Origin of the sequence: Microvirga sp. 2MCAF38, from assembly GCF_052115485.1 — a bacterium.
Taxonomy (GTDB): Bacteria; Pseudomonadota; Alphaproteobacteria; order Rhizobiales; family Beijerinckiaceae; genus Microvirga.
In genome coordinates this window covers 892,665-905,149 of sequence record NZ_JBFRGU010000001.1, presented here as the reverse complement: position 1 = coordinate 905,149, position 12,485 = coordinate 892,665, and the positions used below count along the sequence as shown (strand labels likewise).

Annotated in this window: 8 protein-coding genes; 6 read left to right on the top strand and 2 right to left on the bottom strand. The window is 61.3% G+C overall.

The window, feature by feature from the left end; translation table 11 throughout:
• The first annotated feature begins 17 nt into the window (after positions 1 to 17).
• From tilS to AB4072_RS04190, 4 genes are all read left to right on the top strand, one after another.
• Positions 18 to 1,025 carry a tRNA lysidine(34) synthetase TilS gene (gene tilS, locus AB4072_RS04205; RefSeq protein WP_441965637.1) on the top strand — a complete coding sequence of 336 codons (1,008 nt, stop codon included), beginning with the start codon at positions 18 to 20 and terminating at the stop codon, positions 1,023 to 1,025.
• A gap of 209 nt (positions 1,026 to 1,234) precedes the next feature.
• Positions 1,235 to 3,154: an ATP-dependent zinc metalloprotease FtsH gene (ftsH, locus tag AB4072_RS04200; protein ID WP_441965636.1), complete on the top strand. Its 1,920-nt coding sequence runs from the start codon at positions 1,235 to 1,237 to the stop codon at positions 3,152 to 3,154.
• 223 nt (positions 3,155 to 3,377) lie between these two features.
• Positions 3,378 to 4,718: a phosphoglucosamine mutase gene (gene glmM, locus AB4072_RS04195; RefSeq protein ID WP_441965635.1), complete on the top strand. Its 1,341-nt coding sequence runs from the start codon at positions 3,378 to 3,380 to the stop codon at positions 4,716 to 4,718.
• Positions 4,719 to 5,035: 317 nt separating this feature from the next.
• Positions 5,036 to 5,779, top strand: coding sequence for an outer membrane protein (locus AB4072_RS04190; protein WP_441965634.1), 744 nt, complete (start codon positions 5,036 to 5,038; stop codon positions 5,777 to 5,779).
• Between the two features lie 48 nt (positions 5,780 to 5,827).
• Here the strand turns inward: AB4072_RS04190 and AB4072_RS04185 are convergent, their stop codons facing one another.
• A complete protein-coding gene (locus AB4072_RS04185; protein ID WP_441965633.1) occupies positions 5,828 to 8,965 on the bottom strand; it encodes an efflux RND transporter permease subunit in 3,138 nt (1,045 codons plus the stop codon).
• A gap of 84 nt (positions 8,966 to 9,049) precedes the next feature.
• Positions 9,050 to 10,279, bottom strand: coding sequence for an efflux RND transporter periplasmic adaptor subunit (locus AB4072_RS04180; RefSeq protein WP_441965632.1), 1,230 nt, complete (start codon positions 10,277 to 10,279; stop codon positions 9,050 to 9,052).
• A 214-nt stretch (positions 10,280 to 10,493) separates the two neighbouring features.
• On the opposite strand from AB4072_RS04180, the gene AB4072_RS04175 reads away from it, so the two are divergent.
• Positions 10,494 to 11,666, top strand: coding sequence for a phosphoserine transaminase (locus AB4072_RS04175; RefSeq protein ID WP_441965631.1), 1,173 nt, complete (start codon positions 10,494 to 10,496; stop codon positions 11,664 to 11,666).
• A gap of 156 nt (positions 11,667 to 11,822) precedes the next feature.
• On the top strand, positions 11,823 to 12,473 hold the full coding sequence (locus AB4072_RS04170) for a hypothetical protein (protein ID WP_441965630.1): 651 nt from the start codon (positions 11,823 to 11,825) through the stop codon (positions 12,471 to 12,473).
• Positions 12,474 to 12,485 lie beyond the last annotated feature (12 nt).

The following is a 12,485-nucleotide window of genomic DNA, read 5'->3' as shown; positions in this document are numbered from 1 at the left end:
TTGGGCGGGGCGGGCACATGACCTCTCCCGCGATGAATCTTCTGTCAACGGAAGGGCTCGACGCCCTTTTTTCTCCGCTTCGTCGCGCCACCGGGATCGTCGCTGCCGTCTCAGGCGGGCCGGATTCCGTGGCTCTCATGCATCTCGTCGCCCGCTGGCATTCGATCTCGCACCCGCCGGTTTTCGTGGCGACGGTCGATCACGCGCTCCGTGCTGAATCGGCTGAGGAAGCTGCCTTTGTCATTCGGCAAGCCAAACAACTCGGCTTGCCGGGCGAGATTCTGCCCTGGACCGGCGAGAAGCCCGAAACCGGATTGCAGGAGGCCGCGCGGGGTGCCCGCTACCGTCTTCTCGTGGAATATGCTCGCCACGTCGGGGCGTCGCACCTCGTGACAGCTCATACGCGGGATGATCAGGCGGAGACGGTCCTGATGCGGCTTGCCCGCGGGTCGGGTCTTGCCGGGCTCGCCGGAATGCGGGCCGAGCGCGATCTTAATGGAATACGCCTCGTGCGTCCGCTGCTCGGCTTTGACAAGTCAACGCTTGTCTCGCTTTGCGAAGGGCAGGGGTGGTCCTTCGTCACCGATCCGTCCAACACCAACGAGCGCTTCGCCCGCGTGCGCTGGCGCAAGATCCTGCCAAGTCTTGCGAATGAGGGGCTGACGGCGGAGTGCCTGGCGCGCCTGGCAGACCGCGTTGCCCGGGCCGAGGAGGCTCTCGATGCCAAGGCACAAGAAGCCTTTCGGCGCGGCTGGTCGGAGCATGACGGTGATTTTGCGGCGATAATTCTCGCGGAAGAGCCCTTCGAGATCGCGTTACGCACGCTCGGCCTTCTTCTGTCGGAAGCTGGTCTCGACCCGGATTACCGGCGCCTGGAGCGGCTTGAAGCCTGTCTTGCGCGTCTTCGCCAAGCCATTGGAGATAAAGGCCAACTTCGCCTGACTGTCGCAGGTGCCCTGCTCCATCTCAACCCTAAAGGGCGGCTCTCCATCACGCCTGAGCCGCCTCGCAGCAGAGGCCGCTAAGTATATTTCGCGAAAATGCGCCCTGGCCGGTATGCGAAAACGCAGAAAAATAAACTGTCTTGGCCATTTTCTTTGTCTAAACACATCAAGTTCATGCCGCACCCGTGCCGCATTCCCTTGGCAAGGAAGAAAGGCGTGCCTACATTGAAGCAAGCAGCGTGGGGAAGTATTCCCCTCTCATTTTCTCGCCCTGGGGCAGATCTGATCCGATGAATCCGAATTTCCGCAATTTCGCCTTGTGGGTTGTCATTTTCCTTCTCGTGCTGGCGCTCGTGACGCTCTTCCAGAGCCCGGGCCATCGAGGCGGGGGCGGCGACATTGCCTATAGTCAGCTTCTGGCGGACGCCGATGCTGGCCGCATCACGAACGTCATCATCTCCGGCCCGGAGATCAGCGGTACCTATTCCGATGGGCGGACCTTCACGACCTATGCGCCGAACGACCCCATGCTGGTGTCGAAGCTGCAGCAAAAGGGCGTGCAGATCACGGCTCGTCCGCAATCGGACTCGACGCCCTGGTTCATCGCGGTTCTCATGAACATCCTGCCCATCGCGCTCTTCATCGGCGCCTGGGTCTTCCTGTCGCGCCAGATGCAGAACGGCGCGGGCAGAGCCATGGGCTTCGGCAAATCGAAGGCGAAACTCCTCACCGAAGCGCATGGTCGCGTGACGTTCGATGACGTCGCGGGCGTCGACGAGGCCAAGGAAGACCTGCAGGAAATCGTCGAATTCCTGCGCGATCCGCAGAAGTTTCAACGTCTGGGCGGCCGCATTCCGCGCGGCGTCCTGCTGGTCGGCCCTCCCGGCACGGGTAAGACGCTCACCGCCCGTGCGGTAGCGGGCGAAGCCAACGTGCCTTTCTTCACCATTTCGGGTTCCGACTTCGTCGAAATGTTCGTGGGCGTGGGCGCTTCCCGCGTGCGTGATATGTTCGATCAGGCCAAGAAGAATGCGCCCTGCATCATCTTCATCGACGAAATTGATGCGGTCGGTCGTCATCGCGGCGCCGGTCTCGGCGGCGGTAACGACGAGCGTGAGCAGACCCTCAACCAGCTTCTGGTGGAGATGGACGGCTTCGAGGCCAACGAGGGCGTCATCATCATCGCGGCCACGAACCGTCCCGACGTGCTCGATCCGGCGCTTTTGCGTCCGGGCCGCTTCGACCGTCAGATCGTCGTGCCGAACCCGGATGTGCTCGGCCGCGAGAAGATCCTGAAGGTGCACGTGCGCAAGGTGCCGTTGGCTCCCGACGTGGACCTGAAGGTCATCGCCCGCGGCACTCCCGGATTCTCGGGTGCCGATCTCATGAACCTCGTCAACGAGGCGGCTCTGCTCGCGGCCCGTCGTGGCAAGCGTATCGTCACGATGAACGAGTTCGAGGATGCCAAGGACAAGGTCATGATGGGCGCGGAGCGCCGTACCCTCGTCATGACCGACGACGAGAAGCGTCTGACCGCCTACCACGAAGCTGGTCATGCGGTCGTCGCCCTCAAGGTTCCGGCAACCGATCCTGTGCATAAGGCCACCATCATTCCGCGTGGCCGGGCGCTTGGCATGGTCATGCAGCTACCTGAGCGCGACAAGCTCTCCATGAGCTACGAGCAGATGACCTCGCGTCTCGCCATCATGATGGGCGGCCGCATCGCCGAAGAGATGATCTTCGGCAAGGAAAAGGTCACCTCCGGTGCGCAATCGGACATCGAGCAGGCAACGCGCCTTGCCCGCATGATGGTGACTCGTTGGGGCTTCTCTCCCGAGCTCGGCACGGTGGCCTACGGCGAAAACCAGGAAGAGGTCTTCCTCGGCATGTCCATGGGACGCCAGCAGAACATCTCAGAGGCGACGTCTCAGAAGATCGACTCGGAGGTTCGTCGCCTCGTGGAGGCCGGCCTTGAGGATGCCCGCCGCATCCTGACCGAAAGCAAGAGTTCTCTGGAGGCGCTCGCCAAGGGTCTGCTCGAATACGAGACCTTGTCCGGTGACGAGATCCGCAATCTTCTCGACGGTCAGCCGCCGATCCGCGATACGGGCGAGCCCGTGACGCCGACCCGCGGTTCGCCGGTTCCCTCCGCCGGACGCAACCGTCCGCGCGAAACGGATGGCGGTATGGAGCCTCAACCACAGGCGTAAGATCTTATCGCCTCTTATTAAGAAATTGAACGCTCGCCAGACCGGCGGGCGTTTTCTTTGCATCCTTCGGCGTGTGATTGGGCACAACGGCTCCGCTTCGTCGTTGTAATATTTGCTCATCACTTGTGATGGGGCAAAACAGGCAGGATCCTTGACCCGTGCCGTGGAGATTGCTTTGAAACAACCAAGAAGCGCTTCGGCGCAGAGTCCGGAGACGAAGCACGTGCGCAAATACTTTGGGACAGATGGCATTCGCGGCCGCGCCAACGGGGTCATCACACCGGAATTGGCCCTGAAGGTTGGGCAGGCTGCCGGCCTTATGTTCCAACGGGGCGAGCATCGCCACCGGGTGGTCATCGGCAAGGATACCCGGTTGTCCGGCTATATGATCGAGTACGCGCTGGTCGGCGGCTTCACCTCAGTCGGCATGGATGTGCTGCTGCTGGGCCCAATGCCGACGCCGGCGGTTGCCATGCTCACCCGCTCCATGCGCGCCGATCTCGGCGTCATGATTTCCGCTTCGCACAATGCGTACGAGGACAATGGCATCAAGCTGTTCGGTCCCGACGGCTTCAAGCTCTCCGATGAGGTCGAGCAGGAGATCGAGCAACTTCTCGGCTCGGATCTGACCTCGCGCCTTTCACCTCCGGCCGAAATCGGCCGGGCGCGTCGTATCGAGGGGGCCATTGCCCGCTATATCGAATTCGCCAAGCGCACCCTGCCGCGTCATGTGGATCTCGAAGGGATGCGCATCGTCGTCGATTGCGCCAATGGAGCCGCCTACAAGGTTGCGCCGGAGACGCTCTGGGAACTTGGCGCGGAAGTCGTCGCCATCGGCGTCGAGCCGGATGGGTTCAACATCAATCGCAAGGTCGGCTCCACCGCGCCGGATGCCTTGATACAAAAGGTCCGGGAAACCCGCGCCGATGTCGGCATCGCGCTCGATGGCGACGCTGATCGCGTTCTTATCGTCGACGAGAAAGGGCAGGTCGTCGACGGCGATCAGCTCATGGCGGTGGTCGCTCGCGCCTGGAAAGAGGACGGGTTCCTCTCCCAGCCCGGGATTGTCGCGACCGTCATGTCCAATCTCGGCCTCGAGCGTTTCCTGGGGGATATGGGCCTCGATCTCGTCCGCACTGCGGTCGGCGATCGCTATGTGCTCGAACATATGCGCGCTCATGGTTTCAATCTGGGCGGCGAGCAATCCGGCCACATCATCATGTCGGATTACGCCACGACCGGAGATGGGCTGCTCGCGGCGTTGCAGTTGCTCGCTGTCGTGAAGCGGCTTGAAAAGCCGGTCTCTGAAGTCTGCCACTGCTTCGAACCGCTGCCACAAATTCTCAAGAATGTCCGTTACAAGTCCGGCCAGCCGTTGAAGAACACCTCTGTGACGAGCGCTATCGACGCCGCCCGGGAGCGCCTCGGCAAGCAAGGCCGCCTCGTGATCCGTCCTTCAGGCACGGAGCCGGTGATCCGCGTCATGGCGGAGGGTGACGACCACGATCTCGTCATGCGCGTCGTCGACGATGTGGTGGAAGCCTTGACCCACGCGGCGGCGTGACGGCGATTGATAGAGACGATGAAAGCGCGGCCGTAAAGGCCGCGTTTTTGTTTGAGGAAGTATCGTGAATCGGGACCTCATCCTGAGGAGCGGCAAAGCCGCGTCTCGAAGGAGGGTCCAGTGCACACTGGAGACGCCTCGCCCTTCGAAACGCTTCGCCGCTCAGGGCGAGATCTCAGGAGAGATGAGCCTGCAGGCCGCTCAAGACGGTTCACCAACCTGCCGTTAAGGTTAAACAACCCTTAAACTCTTTGCTGCACAATAACACTGAACGCGGCTATCGAGCCGCGCGCTTGTTCTTGTGGAGTTCGGCCATCTTGCGTCCGACAAAGCTCATTTTCGCTGGTCTGGCGATTGCTCTCGGGAGTCTTCGTGCGCTGGCTGCCGATCTTCCGCCTGCACCGAGCATCGACGAGGCCGACGATGAGGTGGGCTCCGGTTGGTATCTGCGCGGCGATATCGGTGCGTTGGAACAGTTGACGCCGCATCGCGGGCGCGCCTTCGGTTTCGGCGACGTGGGGCCCGTGGCACGTGGCCGGGTCGACCGGAATTTTTCGGCTGGAGTCGGTATTGGCTATCAGCTCAGCCCCTGGTTCCGAGCTGAGATCGCCGTCGACCAGAGATTTGAGGCGTCCTACAAGGCTGTACGCTTCGGAGCCAACGTCACAACCGCGATCGATCGGGCGGATTTTTCAGCCACGACATTCATGGCGAACGCCTATCTCGATCTGCCGATCGTCGATGGTGTCACGCCCTATATCGGAGCCGGCCTGGGGTTCGGTCGTAATCGGATCGAGGGAGCCGAACGTTGGCTCTACGGAGCCGATGGTGTGTTCACCGGCATCGCCGCCCTCGGCACGCGCACCAACACGTCCTTCATCTGGACCTTGATGGCCGGTATCGCCTTCGACATGACGAGTAATCTCAAGCTCGATCTCGGTTACCGATACACGCGTCTCGGTGATGCACGTTCGCGCGTGGGGAGCAACGCTTCTGCAATCCGCGCCTCCGATATCGACGGACACGAATTCCGCATCGGCGCACGCTACCTCTTCGATTGATGTTGAAGAGATGGCGGGCGTTGGAAACGCCCATCACTGAGGAGCCGATTATTCCGCCGGCTGGCGACGCGGTTCGTGCTCGCCGTGTGGGGTGGATCCGGTCTCGGCGCGCAGCTTTTCCAGCAATTCGCTCACATAGGTCGAGGGCTTGGTGAACCCACCGAGCAGGAGATAGATCGCCGGAATGACCAGAATGGTCAGGAGCGTCGAGACCGTGACGCCGCCGACGATCACGGAGCCGATGGCGCTGCGCGCTTCGGCACCCGCACCGGTGGACCAGGCGAGCGGGACGGCGCCGCCGATCATGGCGATGGAGGTCATGAGGATCGGGCGCAGGCGCAGCACGGAGGCCTCGATCACGGCATCGCGCACCGAATAGCCTCGTTCTCGCAACTGGTTCGAGAATTCGACGATCAGGATGCCGTTCTTTGTCATGAGGCCGATGAGCAGGATCATGCCGATCTGGCTGTAGATATTCAGTGTTTGCCCGGTGATGACGAGCGCAAGAAGGCCGCCCGTCACCGCAAGCGGCACGGTGAGCATGATGATGAACGGGTTGATCCAGCTTTCGAACTGCGCTGCGAGCACCAGGAACACCACGAGCAACGCCATGCCGAAAGTGAGGTAGATCGCGTTCGACGATTCACGGAAATCCTTCGACTGGCCCGTATAGCCGATACGCGCTTCGGCCGGCAGGTTGTCCTGCGCGATCTTTTCCAGCGCCGCGAGCCCTTCACCGATGGTAATGCCGGGGCGAAGCGACGACTGGATCGTGATCGAACGCAATCGGTCGAGGCGGTTGAGGTTCTGCGGTGCAGCGGATTCCGTCAGGCTTACGAACGAAGAGAGCGGAACAAGATCGCCGTTTGCTGCGCGGATGAAAGTATTGGTCAGATCGTTCGGCGTCGCGCGATCTTCGGCGCGACCACGGATGATGACGGGGTATTCCTCTCCGCGATTGACGAAGGTGGAGATTTGGGTTTCGCCGAACATCAATTCCAGCGTGCGGCCGATATCGGCCACATCGACGCCGAGATCGGCGGCGCGTTGCCGGTCGATCTTCACGCGGATGTCAGGTTGCGATTCCTTGTAGTTGGAATCCAGATTGACGAAGAGGCCGGTCTCCTGCGCCTTCTGCATCACGATATCGCGCCAGTCGCGCAGCGTGTTGTAATCGGGGCCGCCAAGCACGAACTGGATCGGCTGCGACAGGCCACGCTGACCGAGCGAAGGTGGGTTAATGGGGAAGGCGCGTGCGCCGGGCAGGTTAGAGACCTTGCCGAAGAGCTGCTGCGTCAATTCCTGCTGCTTGAATGTGCGCTGATCCCAAGGCGTGAGGCGCACGATGATCATACCTGCATTGACCGGCGAGGGGCGTGCGAAACCGGGCGCGACCTGGCTCGTGATCGAGGCGATGATACCCTTCTCTTGATAGGGCAAAAGCTCCTGCTCGACTTCCTTCACGCGCAAGCGGGTATAGTCGAGGCTCGCGCCTTCGGGAGCGGTGATAGAGATGATGATTGCGCCACGATCCTCTGTCGGCGTGAATTCCTTCGGCACCATCTGGAAAAGGCTGTAGGCGGCAAGCGACACCGCGAAACCGACGGCGATGATGATGAACGGTGCGCGCAACGCCCGCGAGAGCAGCCAGCGATAGCCGTTATTCATCTTGGTGAAGAACGGCTCCGTCATGGTCTGGATGCGGCCATGCGCCGGCACCATCAGCTTCGAGCACAGCATCGGAGTCAGCGTGCGCGCCACCACACCCGAGAAGAAGATCGAGGCGGCAAGCGTAATGCCGAATTCGCGGAACAGTTTTCCCGTCTGACCACTCATGAAGGCGAGCGGAACGAAGACGGCCATGAGCGTTGCAGTGGTCGCAATGACCGCAAAACCGATCTCGCGTGCGCCGTCGAAGGAAGCGAGCAATGGGGGCTGCCCTTCTTCGATACGGCGATGCACGTTCTCGATTTCGACGATGGCGTCATCAACCACGATGCCGATAGCGAGCACGATGGCGAGCAGTGTCAGCACGTTGATGGATGCGTTGAAATAGCTCATTACCATGAAGGCGGCGGTGATCGACACCGGGATCGCCACCATCGCGACGATGGTCGAGCGCCAGTCGCGCAGGAAGATCAGGATCACCAGGATGACGAGGACGATGCCTTCCAGCAGCGTGTGTAGCACGCCGTCGATGGAGGCGCGGATGAATTGGCTCTCGTCATAGGAGACATCGGCCGAGGTGCCGGGTGGAAGCGAGCTTTTCAGATTCGCTAGTTCGGTGCGCACATCGTCGGCGACGGAGAGCGTGTTGGCGGTCGATTGGCGCACGACACCGAGGCCGATGGCGATCTTGCCGGATTCATAGAACTCGAAACGCGTATCCTCTGCACCGACCTCGACCTTCGCCACTTCACCGAGGCGGACGAGATAGCCATTCTTGTTGGAGACGATGACCTGCTCGAATTCCTGCGGCGTCGCGAGGCGGGAATCCGTCTTCACGGTGAATTCGCGCTGGGCGGATTCGATGCGTCCGCCCGGCAGTTCGACGTTCTGCTTCTTGATCGCGGTCTCAAGGTCCTGAACGGTCAGCCCGCGCGCGGCGAGCGCCGGACGGTCGACCCACAGGCGCATGGCGTAGCGCCGCTCGCCACCGAGATAGACATTTGCGACGCCCGGAACGGTGGAGAGCCGATCCACATAAACGCGTTTCAGAAAGTCGCTCAATTCGAGAGCATCGAGGGAGGACGACGTGACGCTGACCCACATGATCGCGGAAGCGTTGTCATCGACTTTGCGCACGACCGGCTGATCGACACCATCGGGCAGGCGTCCGACAACGCGGAACACCGCATCGCGCACGTCGGAGGTCGCGGCCTCGGGGTTGCGCTCGACGTTGAACTCGATGGAGACGGAGGAGCGGTCGTTCTGGCTTTGCGAGGTGATCTGGCGAATACCTTCGATGCCGGCGATGGCACCTTCGATGACCTCCGTCACGCGGCTCTCGATGACCTCGTTCGAGGCACCGCGATAGACCGTCGAAACCGAGACGACCGGCCTGTCCACCTGCGGGTATTCGCGCACGGGCAGATTGTTGAGCGATGCAAGCCCGCCGACGATCAGCATGAGACTGACTACGACAGCGAAAACGGGACGGCGGATGAAAAGGTCTGAGACCTGCATGGCTCTGTTCGATCCAGTTCGGCGAGTTCGGTTAGCTCAACGTGTCAGTCCGGCGAGTCGAAAACCGTGACGGCCCAAGGCACTTCAATTTCGTTCCGCGGCGCTCGCGCTGCCGATGGCCTGCGGAGCCGAACTGCGCGAAGGCTGCGAAGCGGATTGCGGAGCGCTGCCCGGCGTCGGGGTACCCGAACCGAGCGGGCGTGCATTCACCTCGCCACCGGGACGCACGCGCTGCACGCCGAGAACGACGATTGTCTCTCCGGCCTTGAGCCCGTCCAACACCTCGACCTTGCCGTTCTGACGCTGGCCGATGCGGATCACGCGACGCTCGACCTTGTTGTCCTTTACCGGATAGACGATCTGGCGCAGGCCCTCGCTGACGATGGCCTCTTCAGGAACGAGAATGGCGTCGTCCTTGGTCATCACTTCAAGGGAGACAGTGAGGAACATGCCGGGCCTGAGAGCCTCGTCAGGATTGTCGAATTCGGCGGTGAGGCGCACGGAGCGAGTGATGGGATCAACGCGTGGGTCGATGGTCGCCACGGTGCCCTTGAACACGCGCCCCTGATAGGCAGCCGATGCGGCATTGACGGTCTGGCCAGGTTTCAGACGGCCGAGGATATTTTCCGGCACAGAGAAATCGAGCCTCACGCGAGAGAGGTCGTCGAGCGACGTGACGCGCGTGCCCGGCGAAATATACGCACCAAGCGAGACGGAACGGGTGCCGACGCGGCCAGCGAAGGGCGCCCGGATGGTCAGATCCTCCAACCGCGCTTCGGCGGCTTTACGTTGTGCCTGTGCCGCGGCGATGGCCCCCTCGAGCGATTTCACCTGAGCTGTGAGATCCTCGACCTGCGCTTCGGTACCGGCTCCGCTACGGCGCAGCGTCTGAGCGCGATCGAGCTTGATGGCGACCTCGTTGCGGAGCGCGACGGCGCGGTTCGCTTCGGCGGTCGTTTGCTCGATATCGGCGCGACGCTCGGCCGCATCAAGTTGAACCAGCGTGTCGCCGGCTTTGACCTTCTGACCTTCCTCGAAGCCGATCTTGTCGATGACGCCTGCAATCTTGGCAGTCACAGTGATCGATTCATAGGCACGCAAGGTGCCGACCGCCTCGCGGATTTCCACGATCCGTCCTGTTTTGACAGTATCGACGTCGACTGTAGCAGGGCCAGATACGTTGCCTCGGCTGCGCGGCGAAGCCGCGACCTGGGCATTTGGCTTACCGAAATAGCCGCCCTGGTAGGCATACCAGCCGCCAAGACCCGCGACACCTAGCGCGGCAATGACGGCGAGCTGACCGGACAAACGCATGCTCGCTCCTTGAAATCCCGATTTCGGAAAGTGCTAGCACAACTCGTGCCAATTATTATGACCTTTAATCAAGAACCTGCTCGGGTGTGTATTACGATTTTGTAATCTTGATGGCTCTCTTAATTTTCCTTGACCGAATTGGCCCCCTCCGTCATACCCATCGGCGGGACACCTCTCCCCACCGAGAGGCGCCCATCTGTAAGGATGGAATCAAATGACAGATATGCCTGCCGCGCGCCCTCGTGCGCCCTTTTTCTCGTCCGGCCCCTGCGCGAAGCGCCCCGGATGGTCTCTTGAAAACCTCACAACCGACAGTCTCGGCCGTTCGCACCGTGCGAAGCTCGGCAAAGCGCGCCTGAAACTCGCCATCGACCTGACCCGCGCGGTGCTGAACGTACCGGCCGATTACCGTATCGGTATCGTGCCCGCTTCCGATACAGGCGCGGTGGAAATGGCGTTGTGGTCGATGCTCGGTGCGCGCCCGGTCGAAATGCTGGCCTGGGAAAGCTTCGGTGAAGGATGGGTCACCGATGTGGTCAAGCAGCTCAAGCTCGATAATGCCCGCATCACGACGGCTCCTTACGGCGAACTCCCGGATCTTGCGAAGGTGGACACCAAGACCCGCGACGTCGTCTTCACCTGGAACGGCACGACCTCTGGCGTGCGCGTGCCGAATGCGGATTGGATCGCGGCCGATCGTGAAGGTCTGACGATCTGCGACGCCACCTCGGCGGCCTTTGCGCAGAACCTCGATTTCGCCAAGCTCGATGTGGTCACCTTCTCCTGGCAGAAGGTGCTCGGCGGCGAGGCGGCTCACGGGATGCTGATCCTCTCGCCCCGCGCGGTCGAGCGGTTGGAAACCTATAAGCCCGCCTGGCCGCTGCCGAAGATTTTCCGCATGACCAAGGGCGGCAAGCTCATCGAAGGCATCTTCGAGGGCGAGACCATCAATACGCCGTCCATGCTGTGCGTGGAGGACTACATCGACGCGCTCGAATGGGCGAAGTCCATCGGCGGCCTCAACGGTCTTCAGGCGAAGGCTGATGCCAACGCCAAGGTCATCCTCGACTGGGTGGCGAAGACCCCGTGGATCGCCAATCTCGCGAAGGATCCGGCAAACGCCTCCAACACCAGCGTGTGCTTGGTCGTCTCCGATCCCGATGTGATTGCGAAGGGATCGGATGCGGTGGCACAGGTTGCCAAGGGCATCACGGCTGCGCTCGACAAGGAGGGCGTCGCTCTCGATATCGGCGCCTATCGCGATGCGCCTCCCGGTCTTCGCATTTGGTGCGGCGCGACTGTCGAGACCTCCGACCTTCAGGCTCTGACGCCCTGGCTCGATTGGGCCTTCGCGCAGGAAAAGGCGAAGCTCGCGAAAGCGGCCTAGGGCAGACACCGTCATTCCGGGCGCGCGCCGCAGGCGCGGGTCTGGAACCTATGAACGGATAGTATTCAGCTCATCGGCGAAGGGCGAAACTGACATTCCGGCTTGGTGCATCCGCAACTGTCCGGAATGGCAAAGTAGCACTTTAGGAAAGAGCCCATGATCAAGCCGCGCGTTTTTCTTGGCGTTGCGTTTCTCATGAATACCCTCGCCACAACCGCCCATGCACAGGTGCTGCCCGATCCGATTTTTCGAGGCTCGCCGGTTCGCAGTTTCTATGATCGCGGAATCATAGCCTCCGTCGTTCAGGTGGACGGGCGTGGCGAGGCGCTGAAAATAACCGGAACGATCGCGGCTTTTGCGGATCTGGTCACAGGGAGGAATACGGTAAAAGACCAGGTGGGCCGGGCTAATCCCCTGATACGTGTGGGACCGAATGCGCTTCCTCCGAAGGGCCGATGCCACTGGGCTGCGGCCGAGATTAGTGACCTTGAGAAATGCTTCGCCGGGAATCCAAACATATTGTCCGACAACGACATCGAAACCGTGGAGGTTGCGATTGATGCGGAAAACCTCAAGGAATTTCGGCTGTTCATTTCCAGGCATAAAAAAATCAAAGACCTCTACGCGTCATGCCGCAGACATGAGGCATCCAAAACTCCTCTCTCATGCGAGGTAACCTTCGAAGATGGGGGTTTACTTCATTCCGTCACGGCGGGACCAACGGCCCCACAAAAGCTACCCGAACTCCGCTGCTTTGCACTGCTTGCCCGAGCCATAGTTTGGCCCGCGGGCCCCTTCAATTTCTGACGCTTGCTTACG